This window comes from Qipengyuania polymorpha, from assembly GCF_019711435.1.
Classification (GTDB): Bacteria; Pseudomonadota; Alphaproteobacteria; order Sphingomonadales; family Sphingomonadaceae; genus Qipengyuania; species Qipengyuania polymorpha.
Window position 1 is genome coordinate 72,748 of record NZ_JAIGNK010000003.1, and the last position, 24,883, is coordinate 97,630.

Consider the following 24,883-nt stretch of genomic DNA (forward strand, 5'->3'; position numbering starts at 1 on the left):
TCTAGCTCCCTTGCGCCCAGCGCGCCACCACCTCTTCGCCGTCCTGTGCAGAGTCGCGGATGACGCCCGGCGTGCGGTCGAAACGCGGCGCGGGCGCGGTGTGCGAACGGCCATCGCGCTCGACGAAAAGCCCGCGTGCCTTCATGTGCGGATGGTCTTTCGCCTCGTCCAATGGGACCACCGGGGCATAGCAGGCATCCGTGCCTTCGAGCAGCGCCGTCCATTCGGCCTGCGTCTTGGTCTTGAACAGCGCGGCGAGCTTTTCGGTGTAGTCGTCCCAGTTTGCGGGGTTCAACTGTCCTTCGGCCAATTCCTTCGGCGCATCGGCGCGGGCGAGCAGCTCAGCATAGAATTGCGGTTCGATGGCCCCGACGGTGATTTCCTTGCCATCGGCGCATTCGTAACAGCGGTAGAAATGCGCGGCTCCGCCCAGCAGGCCGGCACCGCGTTCCGTCGTGCGAAGCGCGCTGTGCGGCTGGCCGTAGAAGAAGCTCATCAGGCTGGTGACGCCATCGACAATCGCGGCATCGACCACCTGCCCCTTGCCGCTGGTCTGCCGCTCGTAAAGCGCGGCGAGGATACCGAAGGCGCAATACATCGACCCGCCGCCGAAATCGCCGACGAGGTTCTGCGGCGGGATGGGCAATTCGCCCTTCGCCCCGATGCTGTCGAGCGCGCCGGTGATGGCGATATAGTTGAGGTCGTGCCCCGCCGCCTGCGCCAACGGCCCGTCCTGCCCCCAGCCGGTCATGCGTGCATAGACGATACGCGGATTTGCCTCGAGCACGACATCGGGACCAAGGCCGAGGCGTTCCATCACGCCGGGTCGGAAGCCTTCGATGAGCACGTCGGCACTAGCGAGCGCCTTCTTGACGAAAGCCTGACCATCCTCGCTCTTCAGATCGACCGCCGCCCGGTTGCGCGCCCGCTCAACCACAGCATTCATCGGCTGGTGCCCGGGCCGCTCGATACGCACGACCTCCGCGCCCAGATCGGCGAGCAGCATCGCGACATGCGGCCCCGGTCCAATGCCTTGGAATTCGACGACACGAAGGCCGGTCAGCGGTCCGTTGCTCATTGCTCTCTCCCGAATGGCGTTTGCGCCACCAAAGCGAAACGGTCCGCAATTGCAACCGGTTTGACGCGTCAGCCGAGCCGCTCCCCGGCTTCGGCGAGATCTTCGGGCGTGTTGATATTGAAGAAAGGGTCTCCTTCGCCCGCGTCCCATTGGACCGTCACGTAGTTCAGCATATTGGCCAGCCCGAACAGCGAGCGATCCTCGCCCTCGAGATATTGCGGCAGGGCGCGCCCCAGTGCCGCGACGCTCCACATGGAGCAGACCGGAATGTCTCGCCCGCCGCTGCGCGCCATGGCGCAATTGGCGCCGCCATCGACCATCCATGCCAGCCGCTCGGGCACGTCGCCCGGCAGGAAGGGCATGTCGCAGGCGAGGAGGAGAAGGCAGGCCGCTTCCGTTTCGCGGGCGTGGTCGAAAGCAGCGGCGAGGCCCGCGAGCGGTCCTTCGATACCGCTCCGGTCCCGGATTGTCTCGCATCCTGTATCGGGCAGGTCGTAGCGGGTCACGACGACCGGCTTTTTGTCCCAATAGCGCACCGTTGCCAGCGCCCGCTCTAGCAAGGTCTCGCCAGCCAGCAGCCGTTGCGGCTTGCTACCGCCGATGCGCCTGCCCTCGCCGCCAGCAAGTACGGCGACCAGCATGTCAGACTGCCTGTTCGCCGTAATACAGCGTAACTGCATGTTTGGCCTCGGCGAAGAACAGCCAGCGCTCGGCGGTGATGCCGACCTGGCAGGCGACGACCGCGACGAAAAGGAGCGCTATCCCGGCGGCAGGCAATCCGCCATCGAGGAAAATTCCCGCCACGAGGAGACAGGCAAGTGGCACCCAGAAGCCGAGCATGATGGCAATCCTGCCGAGCTTGCGCGCGTGCTTGCGGGCGATACGGAAACCCATTTCGCGCAGGAGGTAATTGTTCTGGTCATGCGGGCTTCCGGTCATCTCGACCTTGCCGAGATGCCCAAGGCCGGTCGCGCTGCCGGCAGTGCTCGTGGCGGGCGCTGTGGCGAGATGCTTCCAGTAGAAGGTTTTCACCGTCAGGCCGATGATGACCATGACACCGGCGATCGTGCGCATCGCACCCGCCGCTTCTTCGAAGCCGAATGCAGCCAGCAGGAATGCGAGGATTACCGCGCCGTTCATCGGGCCAAGGACGAGGTATCCCGCGACGGTCCAGCCGTTGTGCCACGCGGGGATAGTCCTCAGCGAGGCATAGATCATCGCGGTGCAGTAGAGCGTCAGCAGCGCCATCGCAGCCCCGACCAGGCCGAAGACCACGCCCAGCGCCATGTCGGCAATCCCGAAGATAGTGACGACCGCAAACAGGCCGAGCGGCATGAAGCCGATGATTGCGGCGAGTCCCTCCCGGCTGAGCCAACTGGTGCGCCATTGCGACATCGCCCTCCACGCCCGCTCGGGCCGGCCGAGGTGGAAGGTCGAAGACAGCAGCCCGCCGACGATCAGCGCGAAGGCGAGGCCGAAGACGAGGAGCCCGAACACGGTCTCCTGCGGCAGCATGCCCAGCGCGGCGAGGACCGCCAGCCAGATCATCATGCCGTAGCCCGCGCCGCTCGCGGTGGTGAAGAAGATGACGGATTTCGCCGGATGCATGTCTGTCCGTCCCTTACGAAAGTATCTTGTCGACCCAGCGCGCAATCAACCCGGCGCCCTCGGTGCTGTCATCGGCGGAAGTCAGCATGCGGGGAGCCTTGTCGCCGCCGCGGCCATCCTGCCGCGGGCGGGGCGGCAGGTACTTGTTGACCGGCTTCGTCCCCTGTTCGGGCATGAGGTCGTATCCGCCACGCGCTGCGACGAGTTTCGAGACCTCGCTTTCCGGGTCGCCCAGATCGCCGAAGCTGCGCGCGCCTGCGGGGCAGGTCGATACGCAAGCCGGGACCCGGCTCTCCTCGGGCAGGTTCTCGTTGTAGATCTTGTCGACGCAGAGCGTGCATTTCTTCATCACGCCTTCGTTCTCGTCATATTCGCGCGCGCCATAGGGGCAGGCCCAGCTGCACAGCTTGCAGCCGATGCAGATATCCTCGTTGACGAGGACGATGCCGTCTTCCTCGCGCTTGTAGCTCGCGCCGGTCGGGCAGACGGTGACGCAGGGCGCGTCCTCGCAATGGAGGCAGGAGCGCGGGAAATGGACGGTCTGGCCGTGGCCCGCATCATCGGTGGTTTCATAGGTGTGGACGCGGTTGAACCACACGCCGTCGGGCTTCTTGCCGTAGGGGTCGTAATCGGTGAGCGGCGCGGATTTGGCGCTGGCGTTCCATTCCTTGCAGTTCACCGCGCAAGCGTGGCAGCCGACGCAGATGTCGAGGTCGACGACGAGGCCGAGCTTCTTGGCGGTAGTGTCGGGAAGGCTGGTCATCTGTCTTCGCTCACCCTGTTACCGCGTCCGTCCCTGATGCCATCGACCCAGCTGTGATTAGCGCTGCGCTGGCCAATGAAGTCCTTAAGCGGCGCTTTGCCGCCGGTGTTAGTGCCTTGCAAATTCTCGCCGAATTCCAGCGGGCCGTCCTTGCCGCTGAAGCGCGTGTCCATTGCTTCGAACATCGGGTAGGCCTCTCCCGCTTCCGCCGCGCTGCACTTCCTCAGCCGCACGCGCAGATCGTACCACGCCGCCTGTCCGGTGACCGGGTCGGAGTTCGAATATTCCTTGCCGCCTTTTTCGGGCAGCAGCTTCTCGGTGATGATGTGGTTGAGGAGGAAGCCCTTTTCGAATTCGGGGCTGTCCTTGTCGAGGCCCCATGCGCCTTTACGCTTGCCGATGGCGTTCCATGTCCAGACCACGCTCGGGTTCACGCCCGTCACAAGCCGTACCTGCGCCTTCACCCGACCGCGGCCGTTTTCGATCCAGACCCAGTCGTCGTCGACAAGGTCATGTTTGGCAGCGAGGTCGCGGTGCATGTGGAGCTTGTTGGCGTTGGTAATCTGCCGCAGCCAGGCATTCTGGCTGCCCCAGCTATGATACATGTGCATCGGACGCTGGGAGAGCGCGTGGACGGGGAATTCCTCGCCGCCCTCGTCCCTCTCTAGGAACGGCTGGTACCAGATGGGCAGCGGGTCGAAATAGGTCTCGATGCGTGTCCGATGCGCCTCGGGCGGCTGGATATCGCCGTGCCCCTTCGCGGCGAGGCGAAATTTCTGCAGGTCCTCGTTATAGAGCTGGAAGGTAATCGGGTCGGCATGCCCCAGCCACGCCATCTTCTTCGCGTGCTCGAGATATTCGCGGTTGGCGTATTTCATGAACTGCGCCGAGAGCGGCAATTCCTCGTGCCAGAAGCAGCCGTTCTCTATGTAGCGGGTCAGCTGGTTCGGGTTGACCGCGCCCACGCCCGACTTGCTCCCGTCCTCACCCCGCCAGCCCGACAGCGGGCCGACACCCGGCGCGCGCTCGTGGTTGACGATGTAATCCTCGTAGCCACCGGGGAATTTGGGCGAGCCATCCTCGTTCGTCATGCCCGGCAGGCCGAGCCGCGCGCCGAGGTCGAGCAGCACCGTCTGGAACGGCCGCACGTCGCGGTCGAGCGGGACCACCGGCTGGCGGATGGCGTCGCCCCCGCCATGCGCCGAGGATATCGGCCGGTCGAGCATCGAGATGCAGTCCCACCGTTCGAGATAGGTCGTGTCGGGCAGGATGAGGTCGCAATAGGGGACCGTCTCCGAATAGAAGGCATCGGAGTAGATGATTTTCGGGATGACGTACTTGCCATCCTCGCGCTTCTTGGTGAAGTATCCCAGCGTCTCGGGGATGTTCATCGAGCTGTTCCACGCCATGTTTGCCATGAACATGAACAGCACGTCGATGCCGTAGGGGTCGTGGTTCGCCGCATTGTGCAGCACCATGTGCATCATGCCGTGCAGCGCGAGCGGGTGCTCCCAGCTGAAAGCCTTGTCGATACGCAGCGGGTCGCCGTGCTGGTCGACGATGAGGTCGGCGGGCGAGCGGGGGAAGCCAAGCGGCGGGCCGTCCAAAGGCAGCCCCGCATCGGCCTTGGGCCATGCCGCCTTTACGCCTGGCGGGATGGGCTTGGGGAACGGCGCCTTGTAGCGCCAGCCGCCCGGGCAATCGACACTGCCGAGCAGCGCCTGCAGGATGTGTATCGCGCGGCAAGTGTGGAAGCCGTTCGAATGCGCCGAAATGCCGCGCATGGCATGGAAGCTCACCGGACGGCCGACGAATTTGTCGTGATGGCGACCCCAGGCATCGACCCAGGGCTCCTCGATGGTGATTTCCTTCTCGAAGGCGGTCTCGGCTAGCTCGGCAGCGATCCGGCGGGTGACTTCGGCGGGAACGCCGGTGGTCTCGGCCACGGCATCGGGGGAGAATTCCTCGGCCAGATAGCGTTCTGCGAGAAGCTGGAGGGAGGGGACGACCGTGCGCCCGTCGACCTGCCGCTCACCGGCAAAGGCAGGCTTGCGGTGCACCGCATTCGCCAGCACTGGCTTGCCCTGTTCGAGGCACCAGACCAGCGGTCCGCCATCTGGCCCGCGCAGGAAGAGGCCATCGTCTTCCGCGCCGGGTTCGCGAATGACCAGCCACGGTGCGTTCGAATAGCGCGCGAGGCTTGCCCAGTCGATTTTCTCCGCCCGCAGCAATTCGTGGATGAGGGCGAAGACGAACAGTCCGTCGGTGCCGGGGCGAATGCCGATCCACTCGTCGGCAATCGCGGAGTAACCGGTCCGCACCGGATTGACCGAGACGAACTTCGTGCCCTCTCGCGTCTTGAGATTGCCGAGGCCGAGCTTGATGGGATTGCTGTCATGGTCGTCGGCGACGCCGAACATCATGTGATAGAGCGTGCGCTCGTAATCGGGCTCACCGAACTCCCAGAACGCCCCGCCCAGCGTGTAGAGCCCGCCAGCCGCCATATTGACCGAGCAGAAGCCGCCGTGGGCCGCGAAATTATGCGTGCCGAACTGGCTTGCCCACCAGCCGGTCAAGGATTGCGACTGGTCGCGCCCGGTGAAGAAGGCGAGCTTGCCCGGATCGCGTGCACGCACTTCGCCAAGCCATTCGGTGGCAAGCTCCAGCGCTTCGTCCCACTCGATTTCCCTGAACTCGCCCGACCCGCGCTCGCCCACGCGCAGCAGCGGCTTGGTCAGCTTGGCCGGCGCGTACTGGTGCATGATGCCCGCGCTGCCCTTGGCGCAGAGCACGCCCTTGTTGACCGGATGGTCGGGATTGCCCTCGATGTAGCGGACGGTGCCGTTCTTCATGTGCACCTTGATGCCGCAGCGGCAGGCGCACATGTAGCAAGTGGAGGTCTTCACCTCGTCGCCGACCTCGGGGGAAAGCCCCACGTCCTCGCGCACGGTCTCGAACGGATTGAAGCCCATCTCTCTCCTGCGGCCCTGCGTTATATCGCAGGTGCCTGCCCCGGCTATCGCACCCGCGATGCCGAGGGGCAACAGCCAAGCGAAGCGATTGCCCAGCTCAGGAGCTGGCGATTGCCTCGGCCACGGGCACTCGCTAAATTTCCCCGCAGGATATACCCGTTGGACCTGCAATGAAGGGAAAGCACTCGCGTAATGGACCTGCCGCTCGAAGACATGCGCAAGAACGCAGGACGCGCCACGATGCTGCTGAAATCCATGGCGAACGAATCGCGCCTGATGATCCTGTGCCAGCTATCGCAGCAGGAGATGACCGTGGGCGAGCTTTCTGCCCTGGTCGACCTGTCGCAATCGGCTTTGTCGCAACACCTGTCCGTGCTGCGGCGCGAAGGGCTGGTAAGGACCCGCCGGAGCTCGCAATTCGTCCATTATTCGCTCGACAGCGAGGAGGTGAAAGCCGTGATCGGCGTGCTTTACGAGCAGTTCTGCGCAGCCTGTGAAGACGAGGTCACCGAAACGGCGGAGTGAACCGACGTCAGGCTATTTGTCGAACAGCAGGCGGTGGACCACCATGCCTGCCAGCAGTGCCGCAATAAAGACGAGTGCCTGTGCGGGGGCCACGAACAGGATGGCGAAGCCGGGTCCGGGGCAAAGCCCGGCAAGTCCCCAGCCGATACCGAAAAGGCTCGCCCCGATCAGCAATTGCGGGGTGAGGTCGCTGCGGTCAGGCAGCGAGAAACCGCTGGCGAACAGCGGGTGCGCCATCTTCGGGATGAAGCGCCAGGCGATAATCATCACCAGCACCGCGCCGCCCATCACGAATGCCAGTGTCGGATCCCAGTCGCCGAACAGGTCGAGGAAACCGCGGACGCGCGCCGGATTTGTCATCCCACCCAGTGCAAGGCCCGCGCCGAACAATGTGCCCGACGCTGCCGGGACGAGGATACGCGCGATCATGACAGGGCTCCCATGATGAAGACGGTGGCTACGCCGGTCGCGATAAAGGTCAGCGTCGCCACGATCGAACGCTGCGAAAAGCGGCTGAGACCGCAAACGCCATGTCCGCTGGTGCAGCCGCTCCCCATCCGCGTACCGAAGCCGACGATAAGTCCGGCGGTGAGAATGATTGGCCAGCCGGCGAATTCAGGCCGCTCGGCACTCGTCGCCAGCACAATCAGGATGGCGCCGACCGGCAGGCCGACAAGGAAGGCCCAGGCACTCGATTTCGGCAAGCTGGAGGAATTGATGGCGAAAGCCCGTCCGGCAATACCGGAGACCCCCGCGATACGCCCGAGACCGAGCAGCATCAGCGCCGCCGCCAGCCCGATGAGAAGACCGCCGGCGAAGCCTTCGAGAGGCGCGGCGTCTGGAAAACCCGGCAGCATCATACCGCGTTCACCGGAATTTTGATGTAGCTCACTCCATTATCCTCCGGCTCCGGCAGGTGGCCTGCGCGAATGTTGACTTGCACACTGGGCATGATGAGTTGCGGCATGGCGAGCGTTTCGTCGCGCGCGGTGCGCATGGCGACGAATTCGTCCTCTGTCGTGCCGTCCTTTACATGCACGTTCTCGCGGCGCTGCTGTCCGACCGTCGTTTCCCACGCATAGTCGCTGCGCCCGGGCGCCTTGTAATCGTGGCACATGAACAACCGGGTTTCCTCCGGGAGCGAGAGCAAGCGCCGGATCGACCGATAGAGCTGGCGCGCGTCGCCGCCGGGGAAATCTGCCCGCGCCGTTCCGTAATCGGGCATGAAGATCGTGTCGCCCACGAAGGCCGCATCGCCGATGATAAAGGCGTAGTCGGCAGGCGTATGCCCCGGCACGTGCATGGCGATCCCTTCGATTTCGCCGAGAGCGAAGGTCTCGCCATCTTCGAACAGGTGCCCGAACTGCGATCCGTCGCGCGCGAAATCGGTGCCGGCGTTGAACAATTTGCCGAACACATCCTGCACGCGGGTGATCTCGCGGCCGATGGCGATCGTCCCGCCGAGCTTCTCCTGCAGATAGGGCGAGGCAGAAAGATGGTCGGCATGCGCATGGGTTTCGATGAGCCAGGTGACAGTGAGGTCGTTGGCTTTCGCATATTCGACGATCAGGTCGGCCGAACCGGTCGATGTGCGCCCGGCAGCCGCTTCATAGTCGAGCACCGAGTCGATGATTGCAGCCTCCTTCGAAGCCGGGTCGTGCACCACGTAGCTGACCGTATTGGTCGCCTCGTCGAAGAAACCGGCAATCGAGGGGCGCTTGTCCCTGGCGTCGGCTGCGCGCAGCACCTGCGCAGTGGCGGCATCGAGAATGTAATCTGAGCTGGTCATGGAAGCCTCGCTTTTCATATCAGCATTATCTAATATACCATCGCCGCCTGTCAATGTCCCGCGTGGGTATCGGTGCCGGTGGCATTGCGCCCTGGAAGCAGATAGGACTGCTCCCGATGGCATTGTTCGACCCTCCCCCACCTCCTCAAACGGAGCAGTTGCAGGACGGTTTCGGACGCCGTTTTTCCTACCTGCGCCTGTCGGTGACCGAGCGCTGCAACTTTCGCTGCACCTATTGCCTGCCGAACGGGTTCCACAAGCAGGCCGGCCTGCCCCAAGAATTATCGCGCGACGAAATCCGCCGGGCAGTGCAGGCCTTCGCCAGGCTTGGCCTGTGGAAGCTTCGACTGACGGGCGGCGAGCCTACGGTACGGACCGATTTCACCCAGATTGCGAGCGAGCTGGCCGGCATCGAAGGCATCCGGCGCGTGGCCATGACCACCAACGGTTATCGCCTCGCCCGCAGCGCTGCCGAGTGGCGCGAAGCGGGCGTCGATGCAGTCAATGTCAGTATCGACACGCTCGACAAGGAACGCTTTGCTGAAGTGACGGGCAAGGACCTGCTGGACGAGGTCGTCGCGGGGGTCGATGCTGCGCTTTCAGCCGGTTTCGGCGCGGTGAAAGTCAACAGCGTGCTGATGCGCGACCTTGGAGGTTCGGGCTGGCAGGACGTGCTCACCTTCGTGCGTCACCGCGATGTCGCATGGCGCTTCATCGAATTGATGCGCACGACCGGCAATGTGCAATTGCACGAGCGGCAGGCGACGCCCGGTGCCAAGGTGCGCGAGCGGCTGCTGGACGCGGGCTGGTACGCCCTCGCCCGCCGCGACGGGGCAGGTCCGGCAGTCGAATATGCCCACCCCGATTATCGCGGGCGCATCGGCCTCATCGCCCCCTACGAGCACGGCTTTTGCGACAGCTGCAATCGCCTGCGCCTGTCGAGCCGCGGGCGGCTGCATCTTTGCCTGTTCGGCAAGGACGGCCTCGATTTGCGCGACCTCTTGCAGAGCGACGACCAGCAGGACGAGCTGGTGGCGCGTATCGTTGCGGCCATGCCCGGCAAGGCGCGCGGTCACCGGCTCAGGGAAGGCGACAGCGGCGCCACCCCGCACCTCGCCTCTATCGGCGGGTAGGGTGAAAGCATGATTGGCTTTGAAGAGGCGAGCCGCCTGCTGCGCGAGAACGTCGCGGCGTTACCCGCTGAGCCCGTGACGATTGAGGAGGCGGCTGGGCGTTTTCTCGCCAAAGACCTCTTGGCTAGGTTCGACGCACCGCGCAGTAATGTTTCGGCGATGGATGGGTATGCCGTTCGTGCAGGCACGCTGGAGAACGGTGTCCCGTTCAAAGTGCTTGGTCAGGCGCGACCGGGCATGCCCTTCGGTGGCGAAGTCGGCGTCCGCGAGGCGGTGCGCATTTTTACCGGAGCCGCCGTCCCGAAAGGCGCGGATTGCGTCGTGATGCAGGAATATGCGCGGGCCGAGGGCGACACGGTCAGCTTTGAGGAAGGGCATGGCCCCACCCGCCACATCCGCAAGGCAGGGAGCGATTTTTGCGAGGGCGACGTGCTGCTTGCCCGAGGCACTCGCCTGACCCCACGCGCCATGGTCGCCGCCGCTGCCGCCGACCGCGCCTCAATCGAAGTCAGCATCCAGCCGCGCGTCGCCATCATCGCAACCGGCGACGAATTGGTGTCGCCGGGCGAAGCGCACGCTACCGCTAACGCTATCCCCGAAAGCGCGAGTCACGGTGTGGCAGCATTGTGCGAAGCCATGGGTGGTACAGTCGTCCTCCGACTGACCGGACGCGATGAACTTGGCCTGTTGACCGACTTGGCGAGCGAGGCTCTCGCAACGGCAGACCTTGTCGTGGTGACTGGCGGCGCGTCGGTCGGCGACCATGACCTCGCCCGCCCCATGTTCGAGGCGCTCGGCCTCGAACTCGTCTTTGCCAAAGTGGCCATAAAGCCGGGCAAGCCTGTGTGGCTGGGCAAGGTCGGCGACAAGCCGGTCCTCGGCCTTCCCGGCAATCCGACCTCGGCCATGGTCACTGCGCGGCTCTTCCTCCAGCCGCTCCTCGCCGCGATGCAGGGAGGCGAGGCAGCCGCCAATCTCCAGTTCCTGCCAATGCCCTGCGCCGCAGCACTTCCCGAGGCCGGCGGGCGCGAAACCTTCATCCGCGCCATCGCCACACCCGAAGGGCTGACCCCGGCGCAGAACCAGGAGAGCGGCGCGCAGGCCCCGCTGGCACAGTCCGACTGGCTCATCCGTCGCCCGGCAGGTTCGCCAGCGACCGCGCGCGGCGAAACGGTCAGCGCGCTGGCCTTCTAGCGGCTCAGAGAATTCCCGGCAGCACGAGTTTCTTCTCGCGCGCACAGTCCTTTGCTTCCTCGTAACCCGCATCGGCGTGGCGCATGACGCCGCTCGCCGGGTCGTTCCACAGCACGCGCTCGAGGCGCCGTGCGGCATCCTCGGTCCCGTCGGCGACGATGACCATGCCCGCATGCTGGCTGAAGCCCATGCCGACCCCGCCGCCGTGGTGCAGGCTCACCCATGTCGCCCCGCTGGCGGTGTTGAGCAGCGCGTTCAGCAACGGCCAGTCGCTCACTGCATCCGAGCCGTCCTTCATCGCCTCGGTCTCGCGATTGGGGCTGGCGACCGAGCCTGAATCGAGGTGGTCGCGCCCGATGACCACGGGCGCCTTCAATTCGCCATTCGCCACCATCTCGTTGAAGGCGAGGCCGAGCCGGTGCCGGTCGCCCAGACCCACCCAGCAGATGCGCGCGGGCAGGCCCTGGAAGGCGATCCGCTCGCGCGCCATGTCGAGCCAGTTGTGGAGGTGGTGGTTCTCGGGCAGCAGTTCCTTCACCTTGGCATCGGTCTTGTAGATGTCCTCCGGATCGCCCGAGAGCGCCGCCCAGCGGAACGGGCCGACGCCGCGGCAAAACAGCGGGCGGATATAGGCGGGGACGAAGCCGGGGAAGTCGAAGGCGTTCTCCAGCCCCTCTTCCAGCGCGACCTGACGGATGTTGTTGCCATAGTCGAGCGTCGGCACGCCGGCATCCCAGAACGCCAGCATGGCCTCGACCTGTTTCTTCATCGAGGCGCGCGCCGCCTTTTCGACTGCCTTTGGGTCGCTGTCGCGCTTCTCGCGCCATTCGCCCATCGTCCAGCCCTCAGGTAAGTAGCCGTTGACCGGGTCATGCGCGCTGGTCTGATCGGTGACGATATCGGGCCGCACGCCGCGCTTCACCAGTTCGGGGAACACTTCGGCGGCATTCCCGAGCAGGCCGACCGACTTGGCCTCGCCCGCCGCGGTCCAGCGCTCGATCATGGCGAGCGCCTCGTCCACGCTGTCGGTCTTCTCGTCGAGGTAGCGCGTGCGCAGGCGGAAATCGATGCTTTCGGGATTGCACTCGACCGCGAGGCAGCAGGCGCCCGCCATCACTGCGGCGAGCGGCTGCGCGCCGCCCATTCCGCCGAGGCCGCCGGTGAGGATCCATTTGCCGGTAAGGTCGCCGCCATAATGCTTGCGACCCGCCTCGACGAAGGTCTCGTAAGTCCCCTGCACGATGCCCTGCGTGCCGATGTAAATCCACGAGCCGGCGGTCATCTGGCCGTACATCATCAGGCCCTTCCGATCGAGCTCGCTGAAATGCTCCCAATTGGCCCAGTGCGGCACGATATTGGAATTGGCGATGAGCACGCGCGGCGCATCCTTGTGCGTGCGGAACACGCCGACGGGCTTGCCCGACTGGACCAGCAGCGTCTCCTCGTCCGACAGCGTCTTGAGACTGGTGAGGATGCGGTCGAAATCGTCCCAGCTGCGCGCCGCTCGGCCGATGCCGCCATAGACCACGAGTTCGTCCGGGTTCTCGGCCACTTCGCGGTCGAGATTGTTCTGGATCATCCGGAACGGCGCCTCGGTCTGCCAGCTGCCGCAGGTGAGGTCGGGGCCGGTGGGCGCTTTCACGTCGCGGGCGTTGCGGCGGTCGATGGTCATGCAAGGTCTCCGAAGGTGCTTTCGATGCCGGCAAAGACCGCCGCGAGCGTGTCGCGAAGGTTTGCGGCCTTGTCGGGGGAATAGGCGAAGGGCGGCTCTTCGTCCGCGAGATAGGTGCTTTGCGCGATTTCCATCTGGACCGCGTGGATGTTCTGTGCGGGCCGCCCGTAGTGTCGCGTTGTCCAGCCGCCCTTGAAGCGGCCGTTGAGGACGTGGCTGAACGGGCTGGCTGCGCAGGCCGCGACAACGGCAGATTCAATGTGAGGCGCGCAGGAATTGCCGGAATTGGTGCCGATATTTAGGTCGGGCAGCGTGCCTTCGAAGAGATAGGGCACCTCGCTGCGGATGGAGTGGCAGTCGTAGAGCACGGCGAAGCCATGCAGGGCCTTCACCCGCGTAAGTTCGCCTTCGAGCGCCGCGTGATAGGGCGCGTGGTAGAGCTCCTTGCGCTTCGCAATGGCAGCCTCGTCAGGCTCCTGCCGCCACAAGGGCGCGGCATCGAAGCCGGTGTTCGGCACGAGGCTGGTGGTATTCTGACCCGGATAGAGCGACACATCATCGGGCGGACGGTTGGCGTCGATGACGTAGCGGTTGAACTCGGCGCGCACGATGGTCGCATCGGGCAGCAGGCCGTCATAGAGTTCGGGAATGCGCCAGTCGGTGTCGGCCAGCACGAGCGCCTCGGGCACCAGCGCCTCGCGCACATCCTCGGGCAGCCAGGTCCCCGAATGCGGCTGGGCCAGCACGATGGGCGACGAGCCACGCTGGATGGTGACAGGGTTCAAGCCAGCGCCCCGCCAATCGAGGCATCGGGACAATCGTCGACCAGCGGTGCGGCGGCGAGCAGCTTTGCGGCGGCGGCAATGTCGCCGTCGACCTGCCGGTCGCTGTCGAGCGTGGGTGAGACATCGCGCACACTGGCCATAACGCGCTGCAAAGCCTCGCTCGTCTGCAAAGGCGCGCGCAACTCGATACCCTGCACCGCCGACAGCGCCTCGATGCCGAGGATGGCGGAGAGGTTCTCGTTCATTTCGATGAGCCGCCGCCCGGCGTGGCAGGCCATCGAGACATGGTCTTCCTGATTGGCCGAGGTCGGGGTGGAATCGACTGTACGCGGGTTCGCCAGCGCGCGGTTCTCGCTCATCAGCGCGGCCGAGGTGACTTCCGCAATCATCAGGCCCGATTGCAGGCCCGGATTGGCGGCGAGGAAGGCAGGCAGGCCGAAGCTCAGCGACGGGTCGACGAGCAGAGCGATGCGGCGCTGCGAAATCGCGCCCACCTCGGAAATCGCCAGCGCTATGGCGTCTGCTGCCAGCCCCACCGGCTCGGCATGGAAATTGCCGCCTGACACGACCTCGCCGTTGGAGAGAACCAGCGGGTTGTCGGTCACCGCATTGGCCTCGGTCCGCAGGACCTCGCCCGCATGGCGCATCTGGTCGAGACACGCGCCCACCACCTGCGGGGCGCAGCGCAGGCAATAGGGGTCCTGCACGCGCAAGTCGTCCTCGCGGTGGCTCTCGCGGATTTCCGAGCCTTCGAGCAGGTCGCGCACCATCCGCGCCGCATCGATTTGGCCGCGATGGCCACGCAGCGTGTGGATTTCGTCACGGAAGGGCGCCGAGGAGCCCATCGCCGCGTCAATGGAAAGCGCGGTCGTCACCAGCGAGTTCATCGCCAGCCGCCACCCATCGAACAGGCCGACCAGCGCGAGCGCTGTAGAAACCTGCGTGCCGTTGAGAAGCGCGAGACCTTCCTTGGCCTGCAGTTCGACCGGCTCGAGACCAGCCCTCTGCAAGGCCGCGCCAGCCGCCATCCGCTCGCCCTTGTAGAATGCATCGCCCTCGCCAATCAGCGCGGACGCGACATGCGCCAGCGGTGCAAGGTCGCCCGAGGCACCGACCGAACCCTTTTCGGGCACCACGGGTATAACATCGGCAGCGACCATCTGCTGCAGCCGCTCGATGACCACCGGGCGCACCGCCGAAGCCCCGCGCCCCAGTGAAATGCATTTCAGCGCGATGATGAGCTTCACCACCGCGGGCGCCAGCGGCTTGCCGAAGCCTGCACTGTGCGAGAGCACGATATTGCGCTGGAGCGTGGCGAGGTCGGCATCGCCGATGCGCACGCTGGCGAGCTTCCCGAAACCGGTGTTGACGCCATAGAGCGCCTCGCCGGTCGCGACCGCCTGATCCAGCCGCTCGACCGCGCCTGCGACATCGCGCATCGCCTCGTCCGAGACGTGGAAGGCCGAACCCTCGCGGTAAAGCGCTTCGAGTTGCGCCATGCCGACATGGCCGGGGCTGAGCTCAACGCTCATTGAATTCTCCGTCGATGATGCGCCCGCGCAGCAAATTGCCGCCGAGCCAGTAGCTGAGGAAATCGGGGTGCCCGGCATCCCACACGGCAAGCTCGGCGCGCTTGCCCGGCTCGATACTGCCGTATTCGCCCGACAGGCCGAGCGCGGCGGCGGCGTTGCGAGTCGCACCTGCCAGCGCCTCTTCAGGGGTCAGGCGGAACAGCGTGCAAGCCATGCCCATCGCGAGCCGGAGCGAGGACATGGGCGAGCTGCCCGGATTGGCATCGGTCGCCACCGCCATGCGAACGCCCGCACCGCGCAGGGCGTCGATGGGCGGAAGCTGCGTTTCGCGCAGGGTGAAATAGGCGCCGGGGAGGAGCACAGCGACCGTCCCGCTCTTCGCCATATGCACTGCATCTTCGGGCGCGAGATATTCGAGATGATCGGCGGAAAGCGCGTCGAATTCGCTGGCAAGCACCGCGCCTTTGAGGTCGCTCAACTGTTCGGCATGAAGCTTGACCGGCAGGCCGAGCTCGCGTGCGACTTCGAACACGCGGCGGACCTGCGCGGGCGTAAAGCCGATGTTCTCGCAAAAGCCGTCGACCGCATCGACCAGCCCTTCGGCCTTCGCCTGACGCAGGCCTGCGATGACGACCTCCTCGATATAGTCGTCGCTGCGCTCGGCATATTCGGGCGGCAGTGCATGGGCGGCGAGCCACGTCGTCATGATGCGAACCGGGCGATGCTGCTCGATTTGCCGCGCCACGCGCAGCATCCGCATCTCCTGCTCTACCGAGAGGCCGTAGCCCGACTTGACCTCGATGACCGCCACGCCGTCGGCGAGCAAGTCGTCGACCCGGCGCAGGGCAGAGGCGAGCAGGTCCTCGTCGCTCGCCTCGCGCGTCGCGGCAACCGTCGAACGGATGCCGCCCCCTGCGCGGGCGATTTCCTCATAGCTCGCCCCGCCGAGACGCATGGCAAATTCCGCCGCGCGGTCGCCGCCGAAGACAAGGTGGCTGTGGCATTCGATTAGTGCTGGCGTGACAAGCGCGCCCTGCAAGTCGACCGCTTCGAGTGTGCTGAAATCTTCGGGCAAATCCGTGCGCGCACCAACCCAGGCCACGGCATCCCCCCGCGCCACGATGGCCGCATCCTCGACCAGCCCGTAGGGCGCCCCCCCGGCCATGGTCGCTGCCGTGCAGCCCGTGAACAGCCTCTCCTGCATAGACTTGTGCCTCTCCGCGATTCCTGATTATGTATGCACATATTCAGCGAAAGGCGCAATGAGCGATGGGCGGTAAAATCTCGGCAAGGCAGGTGCTGACCCCCGCAGGCTGGCTGGCGGATGCGGTCGTGAGCTGGGACGATGATGGCTGCATCACCTCGGTCGACGGGGGCGGTTTTGATGAAGCCACCGCCGTCGGGACGCTCGTTCCCGGTGTCGCCAACCTCCACACGCATAGCTTCCAGCGCGCCATGGCGGGTCTCGCCGAGACGCGCGGCCCCTCGGGCGCGGACGATTTCTGGAGCTGGCGCGAGGTCATGTACCGCTTCCTCGGCGTGCTCACGCCCGAGCATATCGAGGTCATCGCCGCGCAGGTGCAGATGGACATGGCGGAAGCGGGCTTCACCGCCAGCGCCGAATTCCACTACCTCCACCACCAGCCCGGAGGCGCGCGTTTTGCCGACATGGCAGAGACCTCGCGCCGCATCATGGCTGCGAGCGAAACCTCCGGTATCGGGCTGACCCATTTGCCGGTGCTTTACAGCCGCGGCGGACTCGATGACCGCCCGCTCTCAGAGGGCCAGGCGCGCTTCGGCTGCACGCCGGACGAGTTCGCGAAGCTCTATGAAGCCATCGTGGACGCGGCGCGCGACATGCCATCCGATTTCCGCCTCGGCATTGCCCCGCATTCATTGCGCGCAGTAAGCCGAGACGGGCTGGACGCCTGCCGCGAACTCTGCCCCGACGGCCCCATCCACATCCACGCCGCCGAGCAGGTGAAGGAAGTCGAGGAAGTCTCCGCCCACCTCGGCGCGCGCCCGGTCCGCTACCTGCTCGACGCCGTAGGTGCAGGCGCGCGCTGGTGCCTCATCCACGCAACGCATGTCGACGATGGCGAGGTAACCGACCTTGCCCGCTCGGGAGCGGTGGCAGGCCTGTGCCCGACGACCGAGGCAAATCTGGGCGACGGTATCTTCCCTGCCCAAACCTTCCTCGCCGCCGGTGGCAGCTTCGGTGTCGGCTCCGATTCCAACATCCGCATCTCGCTCGCCGAGGAATTGCGCATGCTCGAGGTCTCGCAGCGCCTCGCCCTGCGCCAGCGTGCCGTGCTGACCGATGACGCGAACCGTTCGAACGGCCGCAACCTCCTCGAACGCGCCGCCGCAGGCGGAGCGAAGGCTATCGGCAGGAATGCTGGCGGCATCGAGACCGGCATGCTCGCCGACCTCGTCGCCCTGTCCGACGAAACACCCTTTCTCGACTGGCCGACCCCCGACCACCGGCTGGATGCGTGGATATTCGGCGCGGAGGAGAAAGCCGTCAGCGACGTCTGGTCCGCAGGCCGGCATATCGTGACCGAGGGTAACCACATCCGCCGCGAGGCCATCACCGCGCGCTTCCGCAAGACGATGCGCGAATTGGCGGAGGCCCTGTGAACAGCAACACCCACCAGTCCATCCGCGAGGCCATCCGCAAGCGCATCGTGGCGGGCGAATGGCAGCTGGGTGACCTCATCCCCGGCGAGGTCGAGTTTGCTGAAGAATACGCCTGCTCGCGCACCACGGTGAACCGCGCACTGCAGGCACTCGCCGAAGAAGGCATCGTCGAGCGCAAGCGTCGGGGCGGCACGCGGGTCAGCCCCCTGCCCGCTCCACAGGCGCAATTCGCCATCCCGCTCGTGCGCGAACAGGTCGAAGAGCGCGGTCTAGCCTATACCCCAGAGGTCACTACGCATTCGGTAGGAAGGCCCGACACTGCAACGCGCGAGGAAATGCGGCTCTTGCCCGCACAGGAATGCGCCTACCTCGAAACCCTCCACCTCGCCGATGGACAGGTCTTCGCGTTCGAGCGCCGATGGATAAACCTCGCCAACGTGCCGCAGTTCACGGTCGAGGCGCTCGGCAACCTCAGCGCCAACGAATGGCTGGTGCGCGAAGTCCCCTTCTCCCGGGGCACCGTGACCCTGAGCGCAACGAGCGCCGACAACAAAACCGCCGAAACAATGCAGGTCGAGCTGTCGGCCCCGCTCTTCACCATGCGGCGCACAACATGGCTCGGCGAGGCATCGGTCACCGCCGTGACACTATACTACGCGCCCGGATACGAGCTCGATTTTACAATCTGATTATCGGGAAAAGTGGTGCCCAGAAGAGGACTCGAACCTCCACGCCCTTGCGAGCGCCGCCACCTGAAGACGGTGCGTCTACCAATTCCGCCATCTGGGCACACTTGTCGAGGATGCGGAACATTGGTGTCCGCGTCCGTGGTAGGCGCGGGCCACTAGCGAAGGGGCTGGCACCTTGTCAACGCTAATTGCGCACCGCGTGCGGCGAATGCTTGCGGGGACGCGCGCCTTGCGGCTAGGGCGCAGCCACGATTCCCCATTTCGCGAAATTTCGAGACGAGACAGATGGCAAAGAGCGGCGCGTTGAACGGCAAGATGGTGGTGCTGATGGGTGGCACCGGTTTCCTCGGCAATTACGTGGCGCAGGCGCTGCTCTCGCGCGGCGCGCGGCTGCGCATCTGCGGACGCGACCCGCAAGCGGCCTTCAAGCTCAAACCGCTCGCCAATCTCGGCCAGCTGCAGTTCGCGCGCATGAACGCGACCGACCGCCAGAGCGTGGAGCGCTGCATCGAAGGCGCCGATGCGGTGGTAAACCTCGTCGGCAGCTTCGACGGCAATCTGCGCAAGCTCATGGGCGAGGCACCGGGCTGGATGGCCGAGGCAGCCAAGAGCACCGGTGCACAGAGCTTCGTCCATGTCAGCGCCATCGCAGCCGAGCCGGACGAGGATACGGTCAACGAATACGCCAGCGCCAAGCATCTCGGCGAAGAGCGCGTGAAGGCGGCCTACAAGAACGCCACCATCGTCCGCCCGTCGATTATCTTCGGCAAGGACGACAACTTCCTCAACATGTTCGGCGATTTGATTTCCAAGCTGCCGGTGCTGCCAGTCTTCGGACCCGAGGCCAAACTGCAGCTGGTCTATGTCGACGATGTCGCCGAAGCCATCGCGCAGGCGCTCGAGAACCCGGGCAAGCATGGCGGCAAGACTTACGAGCTTGGCGGGCCCGAAGCGCTCACCATGATGGAAGTGAACCAGCGCATCGCCGATGCCCAGCGCCGCAAGCGCACCTTCCTGCCGATGCCCGACGCGCTCTCGGCCACATTCGCCGCGCTTCCCGGCACGCCGATGGGCAGCGACCAGTGGAACCTGCTCAAGCAAGGCAATGTCGCCAGCGGAGATTATCCCGGCTTCGAGAAGTTCGGCATCGAGCCCAAACCGCTCGGCCTGTTCCTCGACAAGTGGATGACGCGCTTCCGCAAGCACGGCCGTTTCGAGCCGCGCCTCAGCGCCTGATCAGCGAAAGCCGCCTTTAAAGCGGCTCGACAATCAGCACCGCGCCGTCGCTGCCGCTGATGCGGACCTTGTCTCCGACCGCCGCGTCGCAGCCCTTCGCCAGCCACTCGCTGTCGCCATGCTTCACCCTGCCGGTACCGCCGTCGATGGCCGACGTAACGACCGCGATTTCACCGGCCAGACGCATGCCGCGGCGGTTCATCTTGGGATCGGCGTCTTCGACCGGGTGCGCGCGCAGGTAATTGCGTCCGATGAACACGGCGGCGACGGCGAGCACGGCGAAAACCACGACCTGGATCGGCACGCCGATCGGCAGGACGAGCGTTATGAGCCCCGTCAGCAGGGCTGCTCCCGCCAGCCAGATCAGGAAGACCCCGGGGACGAGGATTTCGGCCGCGGCGAGGAAGAAGCCCAGCGCGATCCAGATCCAGTGGCTATCGAGCGTTTCGAACCATTCCATTAACGGTCTCCCGAATAGCCGCTACGCGGAACGCTCGGCGCAGCGGAGCGCGGTTGCGGGCGCGGTGCGGGGCTGGGCGAGGGAGTGCGCGGCGGCGTGCCGCCGCCCGGGCGGTCGTCGGTGATGCCTTTGACCAGCTCGCCGATGCCGCCGATCGAGCCGATGAGTTGCGTCGCCTCGACCGGGAAGAGAATGGTCTTGGCGTTGGGGCTGGTGGCGAACTTGCCGATGGCCTTGGTGTATTCCTGCGCCACGAAGTAATTGAGCGCCTGCCCGCCCGAACCTTCGATGGCATCGTTGACGACCTGCGTTGCCTTGGCTTCTGCCTCGGCCTCACGCTCGCGCGCCTCGGCATCGCGGAAAGCAGATTCGCGGCGACCTTCTGCTTCGAGGATGGCGGACTGCTTCTCACCTTCTGCGCGAAGGATTTTCGAGGCGCGGTCGCCTTCCGCCTCGAGAATTTCGGCGCGCTTCAGACGCTCCGCCTTCATCTGGCGGGCCATGGCTTCGGAGATGTCCATCGGCGGACGGATGTCCTTGATCTCGACACGGGTGATTTTTACCCCCCATGGCGAGGTCGCATGGTCGACCACCGAGAGCAGGCGGGCGTTGATCTCGTCACGCTTCGACAGCGTTTCGTCGAGGTCCATCGAGCCCATGACCGTACGCAGGTTCGTGGTGGTGAGCGCCATGATGGCGTTGTAGAGGTTAGAAACCTCGTAAGCCGCCTTGCCCGCATCGAGGACCTGGAAGAAGACCACCGCATCGGTGCCGACCATCGCGTTGTCGGCGGTGATGATTTCCTGCCCCGGAATGTCGAGCACCTGCTCCATCATGTTCACCTTCTGCCCGACGCGGTCGATGAAGGGGATGATGACGTGGAGGCCCGGTTCGGCCGCCAGCGTGAACTTGCCGAGCCGCTCGATCGTGTAAACATACCCCTGTTTGACGACGCGAACGCCCATCGCGATGAAAATAATCACCAGTCCGAGAATGGCGATAAGAACGGCTAGCAAATCCATGATGACCCCCTGAATGATCCTGTCGGCGATGCTAGCGCGCCTTTGTCGGCGGGCAAGCAAAACCGGATGTGACGCGCCCTTATTTCGACAGAGGTTAGCGTCCGGTATATTCCGGCCCATAAACCGCATCGCGGAAATCATGGTGCAACTGGTTGTCGAAAGGCATTTTCTGCGTCGCGAAGATGACGACCATGTCCTGGTGCGGATCGACCCAGAACAGCATCGATGGCCAGCCGTCCCAGAAGAATTCGCCGACGCTACCGCGGTTTTCGTCCGGCGTGGCGGGCGGCGCGGTGCGGACGAAGAAATCGAAGCCGAAGCCGCCGCTACCCTTGCCAGGGAGGAAAGACCGGCGTTCTGGACCAATCGACGGGTCGAGGTGGTCGGTCGCCATCAACCCCACCGTGGCCGGCTTCAGGATGCGCACATCATCAAGCGCGCCATCGCCCAGCAACATGCGGGCGAAGCGAAGGTAATCGTCGACTGTCCCGACCAGCCCACCACCACCCATGGTCATCGGTTTGCCGACGAAGCCCGCAGCAATCCAGTCCGGATTCAGCACCGGGGTGAAAGTTCCGCCCGGCCCCACATCATAGATCGTCGCCAGGCGATGCAAGTCCGTACGGGCATTGGGCCAGCCCATGTCGTCCATCCCGAGCGGGTCGAAGATCGTTTTCTCGACATATTGCGCAAATGGTTTTCCCGAGAGGACCTCGACCAACCGCGCCTGGACGTCGACAGCTGCGCTGTAGTGCCACTGCGTGCCCGGCTCGTAGAGCAGCGGGACCTGCGCCATCGCCTGCGAGAATTCGGCGAGCGATTTGTCGGGCGACAGGGGCTGCAAGTCGTTCCACACGAGGTCGGCGTGGTTTTGCGGATCGCCGTCCGGGCCATAGGTAAAGCCCGCCGTATGCCGCAGAACGTCGCGCACGGTTATGGGGCGACGCGGCGGGCTGGTGATCACGCGCCCATCGACAGTCTCACCGCGCAGCACCTCGACATCGCGGAACTCTGGGAGATGCCAGTGGAGCGGGTCGTCGAGGTGGAACTTGCCCTCTTCCCACAGCGTCATCACCGCGACGCCGGTGACCGGCTTGGTCATGGAGAAGAACTGGACCACGGTGTCGCGGTTAAACTCGCGCCCTTTTTCGCGATCGGCCATCCCGGCGGCATCGAAGCATCGTTCGGCGCCACCTTTCCAGACGAGTGCAGAAGCGCCTGCCACGCGTTCCTGTTCAACAATATCATCGAGGAATGCGGCTATCCGCTCGCAATCCGGCTCATAGTCTTGCGCGGCGAGCGGGGTGCCGAGACAAGCGGCAAGCGCCGCCACGACGCGCAGGAGCAGCTTCATACGAGCGCCTCGGCATAGGTTGCGAGCAATCGGCTCCACGCCCTTTCAGCGGCGGGTTTGTCGTAGGCAGGACTGTCCGGAACACACCAGCCATGGTCGGCGGGATAGACTTCGATTTCGGCAGTCGTCCCGGCCGCGCTGGCGGCATTGCGAAGCGCGGTCTTGGCTTCCGGCTCCTTCGCATCGTCGTTCTCGGCAATCGCGATGAGGTAGTGCGCATCTTCGCGCAGCATGCGGTGCGGGCTGTCCTCGCCTTCGCGGACGAGTCCTCCTCCGTGGAAGCTGGCTGCAGCGTGATAATGATCGTGCGCGGCGACGCTCCAGATGGTGAAGGGGCCGCCCATGCAATAGCCCTGCGTGCCAATGCCTGCCGACTGGTCGACCGCCGCCTGCCCGGCAAACCATTCGGCCACCGCGCGAGCATCGCTCCGAATAGCTTCGGCATCGAGTTTCGCCCGCCAGGGCTTCACCTTGTCCCATCCCCCATTGCCGGCGAAATCGGCGAAGTCGGCGAACTGTTCGCCAGCGACATCGCGGTAATAGGGGTTCACTAGGAGGACGGCATAGCCTTCTTCCGCCAGCCGCTGCGCCATGGCGCGCTTGGCCGGGCGAATCCCGGCAATGTCGGGCCAGAAGAGCACCGGGGGCGACTTGCCGGTTCCGGAGTGGAAGAATTCCGCGTCCATCGTGCCCGACGGGGTCGCGATGGTAACATTGCCATGGGCTATCGTGCTCGGTCCATCGGCCTGGCTATTGACCGGTTCTCCCGGCGAACAAGCCGCCGCCGCACCTGCCAGCGTGCCCGCGCCGAAGGTCCTGCGGGTGAGCTTCTGCTTCGCCCAGCGGGCAAGGTCTTCCTGGTCGCACATGCATCTCTCTCCACTTCCCCGTCCGGAGCCAAGACTAGCAGTGCCACCGTAGTCGACAAGGGCGACGGAGGCTGAAATACCGCGGCGGACCTGGCCGCTCGGTAGGGCAATATTAACCGCCTAAATTCGAAGCGGTAATAGTATGTCTTGACCCCTCGACGGTGCCGCTCCACAAAGAAGTGGAATTTTATTCGGGGGGATTACAAATGGCTACGCAGGCAGACGCCGAATTCGGCGTAAACGAGGGCGCGCAGGTCGCACAGACCAACTGTCCGATGTGCGACGAAACGATTTCGGCACGCGCCAAGAAATGCCGGCACTGCGGTGAAACGCTCGACGTTTCCTTGCGCCGCGCAGAAGAAGCCATGCGCGCGAGCGAGCGGGGCGGAAACGTCTACATGAACGCCGCGGTCAGCAACACCACGCAGGCCGGACCGGTCGGCTACAGCCGCACCAAGAGCAAAATCGTCGCCTTCATCCTCGCCTGGTTCCTCGGCGGGTTTGGCGGGCACAAATTCTACCTCAACCGTGTCGGCCAAGGCCTGATCTACCTCATCTTCTGCTGGACCTTCATCCCTGCGATTATCGCCTTTGTCGAAGGCATCGTCTATCTCGTGATGGACGAAGAACGCTTCTGGCAGAAATACGGGTGAAGTCGGGCCAGCCCCTGATCAGCTCCTGAAAACCACCGTGCGCTGGCCACCCAGGAGGACGCGTTCTTCCAAGTGAAGGCGCACGGCCTCGGCCAGCACGCGGCTTTCGATATCTCGGCCCTTTCGCACCAGTTCTTCCGGGCTGTCGGCATGGCTGATGGGCTCTGCCGCCTGGTGGATGATGGGACCTTCGTCGAGGTCGGCGGTGACGTAATGCGCGCTCGCGCCAATCATCTTCACCCCGCGCTCGTAGGCTTGGTGATAGGGCTTTGCACCTTTGAAGCCGGGCAGGAAGGAATGGTGGATGTTGATGCATCGCCCCGCGAAATGCGCCGCCTGCTCGTCGGATAATATCTGCATGTAGCGCGCCAGCACGACCAGTTCGGCATCGTAACGGTCGGCGAGTTCGCGCACCTTCGCTTCCTGGCTTGCCTTGGTATCGCTGGTAATGGGCAGGTGATGGAAGGGAATGTCACCCAGCGGCGTGTGCTCGATGGCTTCGCGCGGGTGGTTGGAGACGATCGCCACCGGCTCCATCGGCATTTCCCCGATACGCCAACGGTAGAGCAAATCGGCAAGGCAGTGGTCGAACTTGCTGACCATGATGAGCACACGCCGCGCTCGGTCGCGTAGCGCCAGTTTCCAGTCCATGCAGAACTCGCCTGCGATTGCAGCAAAATCTTCGCGAATGGCTTCGCGCGAAGCCTCGCCGGGGTCGAATTCCACCCGCATGAAAAAGGCATCCGAGGCACGGTCGTTGAACTGCTGCGCTTCGAGGATATTGCCCCCGCGCTCGAACAGGAAGGACGTGACGCGCGCAGTGATTCCCGGGCGGTCGGCGCAGGACAGGGTCAGGACGAGAGGTTCGCTCATGGCCCCGCTATTGCCGCCTCGACCCGCCACAAGGCA

At 64.8% G+C, this 24,883-nt stretch carries 24 protein-coding genes and 1 tRNA gene; 7 read left to right on the forward strand and 18 right to left on the reverse strand.

The annotated features are described in order from the left end of the window. Position 1: 1 nt before the first annotated feature. The 5 genes from K3152_RS09105 to K3152_RS09125 all read right to left on the reverse strand — a co-directional run bounded on the left by K3152_RS09105 (position 2) and on the right by K3152_RS09125 (position 6,421). A complete protein-coding gene (locus K3152_RS09105; RefSeq protein ID WP_221573819.1) occupies positions 2 to 1,078 on the reverse strand; it encodes a CaiB/BaiF CoA transferase family protein in 1,077 nt (358 codons plus the stop codon). Positions 1,079 to 1,146: 68 nt separating this feature from the next. Then, positions 1,147 to 1,719 carry a molybdenum cofactor guanylyltransferase gene (gene mobA / locus K3152_RS09110; RefSeq protein WP_221573820.1) on the reverse strand — a complete coding sequence of 191 codons (573 nt, stop codon included), beginning with the start codon at positions 1,717 to 1,719 and terminating at the stop codon, positions 1,147 to 1,149. A gap of 1 nt (position 1,720) precedes the next feature. Next, positions 1,721 to 2,686 (reverse strand): dimethyl sulfoxide reductase anchor subunit family protein, encoded by a 966-nt coding sequence (locus tag K3152_RS09115; RefSeq protein WP_221573821.1) that lies wholly within the window; start codon positions 2,684 to 2,686, stop codon positions 1,721 to 1,723. A 13-nt stretch (positions 2,687 to 2,699) separates the two neighbouring features. Next, complete coding sequence (locus tag K3152_RS09120; RefSeq protein WP_221573822.1) at positions 2,700 to 3,449, reverse strand: 4Fe-4S dicluster domain-containing protein; 750 nt, start codon at positions 3,447 to 3,449, stop codon at positions 2,700 to 2,702. Next, positions 3,446 to 6,421 carry a molybdopterin oxidoreductase family protein gene (locus K3152_RS09125; protein WP_221573823.1) on the reverse strand — a complete coding sequence of 992 codons (2,976 nt, stop codon included), beginning with the start codon at positions 6,419 to 6,421 and terminating at the stop codon, positions 3,446 to 3,448. The genes K3152_RS09120 and K3152_RS09125 overlap by 4 nt, the downstream gene beginning before the upstream one ends. A 192-nt stretch (positions 6,422 to 6,613) precedes the next feature. Here K3152_RS09125 and K3152_RS09130 point away from each other — a divergent pair, with 192 nt between their 5' ends. Then, on the forward strand, positions 6,614 to 6,946 hold the full coding sequence (locus K3152_RS09130) for an ArsR/SmtB family transcription factor (protein WP_221573824.1): 333 nt from the start codon (positions 6,614 to 6,616) through the stop codon (positions 6,944 to 6,946). Positions 6,947 to 6,958: 12 nt separating this feature from the next. Here the strand turns inward: K3152_RS09130 and K3152_RS09135 are convergent, their stop codons facing one another. From K3152_RS09135 to K3152_RS09145, 3 genes are read right to left on the reverse strand one after another with little or no spacing between them, the layout of a single operon-like run. Continuing rightward, on the reverse strand, positions 6,959 to 7,375 hold the full coding sequence (locus K3152_RS09135; RefSeq protein WP_221573825.1) for a DUF6691 family protein: 417 nt from the start codon (positions 7,373 to 7,375) through the stop codon (positions 6,959 to 6,961). After that, entirely contained in the window at positions 7,372 to 7,806 is a 435-nt protein-coding gene (locus tag K3152_RS09140; protein ID WP_221573826.1) for a YeeE/YedE family protein, read from the reverse strand. Before K3152_RS09140 ends, K3152_RS09135 begins: the two co-directional genes overlap by 4 nt. After that, the gene (locus K3152_RS09145; RefSeq protein ID WP_221573827.1) at positions 7,803 to 8,735 is read right to left on the reverse strand and encodes an MBL fold metallo-hydrolase; all 933 of its coding nucleotides are present in this window, start codon (positions 8,733 to 8,735) and stop codon (positions 7,803 to 7,805) included. Before K3152_RS09145 ends, K3152_RS09140 begins: the two co-directional genes overlap by 4 nt. Positions 8,736 to 8,851: 116 nt before the next feature. Here K3152_RS09145 and moaA point away from each other — a divergent pair, with 116 nt between their 5' ends. Both moaA and K3152_RS09155 read left to right on the forward strand, forming a co-directional pair. Continuing rightward, complete coding sequence (gene moaA, locus K3152_RS09150) at positions 8,852 to 9,868, forward strand: GTP 3',8-cyclase MoaA (protein ID WP_221573828.1); 1,017 nt, start codon at positions 8,852 to 8,854, stop codon at positions 9,866 to 9,868. Between the two features lie 9 nt (positions 9,869 to 9,877). Beyond that, positions 9,878 to 11,062, forward strand: coding sequence for a molybdopterin molybdotransferase MoeA (locus K3152_RS09155; RefSeq protein ID WP_221573829.1), 1,185 nt, complete (start codon positions 9,878 to 9,880; stop codon positions 11,060 to 11,062). Positions 11,063 to 11,066: 4 nt separating this feature from the next. Here K3152_RS09155 and hutU read toward each other — a convergent pair whose 3' ends face one another. From hutU to hutI, 4 genes are read right to left on the reverse strand one after another with little or no spacing between them, the layout of a single operon-like run. Beyond that, positions 11,067 to 12,734 (reverse strand): urocanate hydratase, encoded by a 1,668-nt coding sequence (gene hutU, locus K3152_RS09160; RefSeq protein WP_221573830.1) that lies wholly within the window; start codon positions 12,732 to 12,734, stop codon positions 11,067 to 11,069. Next, positions 12,731 to 13,519 (reverse strand): N-formylglutamate deformylase, encoded by a 789-nt coding sequence (gene hutG, locus K3152_RS09165; RefSeq protein ID WP_221573831.1) that lies wholly within the window; start codon positions 13,517 to 13,519, stop codon positions 12,731 to 12,733. The genes hutU and hutG overlap by 4 nt, the downstream gene beginning before the upstream one ends. Continuing rightward, positions 13,516 to 15,051, reverse strand: a complete 1,536-nt coding sequence (hutH, locus tag K3152_RS09170) for a histidine ammonia-lyase (protein ID WP_221573832.1) — start codon at positions 15,049 to 15,051, stop codon at positions 13,516 to 13,518. Before hutH ends, hutG begins: the two co-directional genes overlap by 4 nt. Further along, the gene (gene hutI / locus K3152_RS09175) at positions 15,041 to 16,255 is read right to left on the reverse strand and encodes an imidazolonepropionase (protein ID WP_221573833.1); all 1,215 of its coding nucleotides are present in this window, start codon (positions 16,253 to 16,255) and stop codon (positions 15,041 to 15,043) included. Before hutI ends, hutH begins: the two co-directional genes overlap by 11 nt. Before the next feature lie 65 nt (positions 16,256 to 16,320). Here hutI and K3152_RS09180 point away from each other — a divergent pair, with 65 nt between their 5' ends. Both K3152_RS09180 and hutC read left to right on the forward strand, forming a co-directional pair. Further along, positions 16,321 to 17,691: a formimidoylglutamate deiminase gene (locus K3152_RS09180; RefSeq protein ID WP_221573834.1), complete on the forward strand. Its 1,371-nt coding sequence runs from the start codon at positions 16,321 to 16,323 to the stop codon at positions 17,689 to 17,691. Continuing rightward, positions 17,688 to 18,380 carry a histidine utilization transcriptional repressor HutC gene (gene hutC, locus K3152_RS09185; protein ID WP_221573835.1) on the forward strand — a complete coding sequence of 231 codons (693 nt, stop codon included), beginning with the start codon at positions 17,688 to 17,690 and terminating at the stop codon, positions 18,378 to 18,380. Before K3152_RS09180 ends, hutC begins: the two co-directional genes overlap by 4 nt. Positions 18,381 to 18,393: 13 nt before the next feature. Here the strand turns inward: hutC and K3152_RS09190 are convergent. After that, positions 18,394 to 18,480 (reverse strand) — tRNA-Leu (locus K3152_RS09190). 185 nt (positions 18,481 to 18,665) lie between these two features. Here K3152_RS09190 and K3152_RS09195 point away from each other — a divergent pair. Then, complete coding sequence (locus K3152_RS09195) at positions 18,666 to 19,616, forward strand: complex I NDUFA9 subunit family protein (RefSeq protein WP_221573836.1); 951 nt, start codon at positions 18,666 to 18,668, stop codon at positions 19,614 to 19,616. 16 nt (positions 19,617 to 19,632) lie between these two features. Here K3152_RS09195 and K3152_RS09200 read toward each other — a convergent pair whose 3' ends face one another. From K3152_RS09200 to K3152_RS09215, 4 genes are all read right to left on the reverse strand, one after another. Beyond that, entirely contained in the window at positions 19,633 to 20,076 is a 444-nt protein-coding gene (locus K3152_RS09200) for an NfeD family protein (protein ID WP_221573837.1), read from the reverse strand. Then, positions 20,076 to 21,098 carry an SPFH domain-containing protein gene (locus K3152_RS09205; protein ID WP_221573838.1) on the reverse strand — a complete coding sequence of 341 codons (1,023 nt, stop codon included), beginning with the start codon at positions 21,096 to 21,098 and terminating at the stop codon, positions 20,076 to 20,078. Before K3152_RS09205 ends, K3152_RS09200 begins: the two co-directional genes overlap by 1 nt. Positions 21,099 to 21,192: 94 nt before the next feature. Continuing rightward, a complete protein-coding gene (locus K3152_RS09210; RefSeq protein WP_221573839.1) occupies positions 21,193 to 22,452 on the reverse strand; it encodes a serine hydrolase domain-containing protein in 1,260 nt (419 codons plus the stop codon). Next, complete coding sequence (locus tag K3152_RS09215) at positions 22,449 to 23,321, reverse strand: dienelactone hydrolase family protein (protein ID WP_221573840.1); 873 nt, start codon at positions 23,319 to 23,321, stop codon at positions 22,449 to 22,451. The genes K3152_RS09210 and K3152_RS09215 overlap by 4 nt, the downstream gene beginning before the upstream one ends. Positions 23,322 to 23,527: 206 nt before the next feature. Between K3152_RS09215 and K3152_RS14150 the strand changes: the two genes are divergently transcribed. After that, entirely contained in the window at positions 23,528 to 23,974 is a 447-nt protein-coding gene (locus K3152_RS14150) for an NINE protein (protein ID WP_247713332.1), read from the forward strand. An 18-nt stretch (positions 23,975 to 23,992) separates the two neighbouring features. Here K3152_RS14150 and purU read toward each other — a convergent pair whose 3' ends face one another. After that, on the reverse strand, positions 23,993 to 24,847 hold the full coding sequence (gene purU / locus K3152_RS09225; protein ID WP_221573841.1) for a formyltetrahydrofolate deformylase: 855 nt from the start codon (positions 24,845 to 24,847) through the stop codon (positions 23,993 to 23,995). Between the last annotated feature and the right edge of the window lie 36 nt (positions 24,848 to 24,883).

What these genes read in the sequence shown, in the direction of transcription:
- K3152_RS09105 (WP_221573819.1), bottom strand. Translation starts at nt 1,078, where the DNA reads ATGAGCAACGGACCGCTGACCGGCCTTCGTGTCGTCGAATTCCAAGGC.
- mobA (WP_221573820.1), bottom strand. Translation starts at nt 1,719, where the DNA reads ATGCTGGTCGCCGTACTTGCTGGCGGCGAGGGCAGGCGCATCGGCGGT.
- K3152_RS09115 (WP_221573821.1), bottom strand. Translation starts at nt 2,686, where the DNA reads ATGCATCCGGCGAAATCCGTCATCTTCTTCACCACCGCGAGCGGCGCG.
- K3152_RS09120 (WP_221573822.1), bottom strand. Translation starts at nt 3,449, where the DNA reads ATGACCAGCCTTCCCGACACTACCGCCAAGAAGCTCGGCCTCGTCGTC.
- K3152_RS09125 (WP_221573823.1), bottom strand. Translation starts at nt 6,421, where the DNA reads ATGGGCTTCAATCCGTTCGAGACCGTGCGCGAGGACGTGGGGCTTTCC.
- K3152_RS09130 (WP_221573824.1), top strand. Translation starts at nt 6,614, where the DNA reads ATGGACCTGCCGCTCGAAGACATGCGCAAGAACGCAGGACGCGCCACG.
- K3152_RS09135 (WP_221573825.1), bottom strand. Translation starts at nt 7,375, where the DNA reads ATGATCGCGCGTATCCTCGTCCCGGCAGCGTCGGGCACATTGTTCGGC.
- K3152_RS09140 (WP_221573826.1), bottom strand. Translation starts at nt 7,806, where the DNA reads ATGATGCTGCCGGGTTTTCCAGACGCCGCGCCTCTCGAAGGCTTCGCC.
- K3152_RS09145 (WP_221573827.1), bottom strand. Translation starts at nt 8,735, where the DNA reads ATGACCAGCTCAGATTACATTCTCGATGCCGCCACTGCGCAGGTGCTG.
- moaA (WP_221573828.1), top strand. Translation starts at nt 8,852, where the DNA reads ATGGCATTGTTCGACCCTCCCCCACCTCCTCAAACGGAGCAGTTGCAG.
- K3152_RS09155 (WP_221573829.1), top strand. Translation starts at nt 9,878, where the DNA reads ATGATTGGCTTTGAAGAGGCGAGCCGCCTGCTGCGCGAGAACGTCGCG.
- hutU (WP_221573830.1), bottom strand. Translation starts at nt 12,734, where the DNA reads ATGACCATCGACCGCCGCAACGCCCGCGACGTGAAAGCGCCCACCGGC.
- hutH (WP_221573832.1), bottom strand. Translation starts at nt 15,051, where the DNA reads ATGAGCGTTGAGCTCAGCCCCGGCCATGTCGGCATGGCGCAACTCGAA.
- hutI (WP_221573833.1), bottom strand. Translation starts at nt 16,255, where the DNA reads ATGCAGGAGAGGCTGTTCACGGGCTGCACGGCAGCGACCATGGCCGGG.
- K3152_RS09180 (WP_221573834.1), top strand. Translation starts at nt 16,321, where the DNA reads ATGGGCGGTAAAATCTCGGCAAGGCAGGTGCTGACCCCCGCAGGCTGG.
- K3152_RS09195 (WP_221573836.1), top strand. Translation starts at nt 18,666, where the DNA reads ATGGCAAAGAGCGGCGCGTTGAACGGCAAGATGGTGGTGCTGATGGGT.
- K3152_RS09200 (WP_221573837.1), bottom strand. Translation starts at nt 20,076, where the DNA reads ATGGAATGGTTCGAAACGCTCGATAGCCACTGGATCTGGATCGCGCTG.
- K3152_RS09205 (WP_221573838.1), bottom strand. Translation starts at nt 21,098, where the DNA reads ATGGATTTGCTAGCCGTTCTTATCGCCATTCTCGGACTGGTGATTATT.
- K3152_RS09210 (WP_221573839.1), bottom strand. Translation starts at nt 22,452, where the DNA reads ATGAAGCTGCTCCTGCGCGTCGTGGCGGCGCTTGCCGCTTGTCTCGGC.
- K3152_RS09215 (WP_221573840.1), bottom strand. Translation starts at nt 23,321, where the DNA reads ATGTGCGACCAGGAAGACCTTGCCCGCTGGGCGAAGCAGAAGCTCACC.
- K3152_RS14150 (WP_247713332.1), top strand. Translation starts at nt 23,528, where the DNA reads ATGGCTACGCAGGCAGACGCCGAATTCGGCGTAAACGAGGGCGCGCAG.
- purU (WP_221573841.1), bottom strand. Translation starts at nt 24,847, where the DNA reads ATGAGCGAACCTCTCGTCCTGACCCTGTCCTGCGCCGACCGCCCGGGA.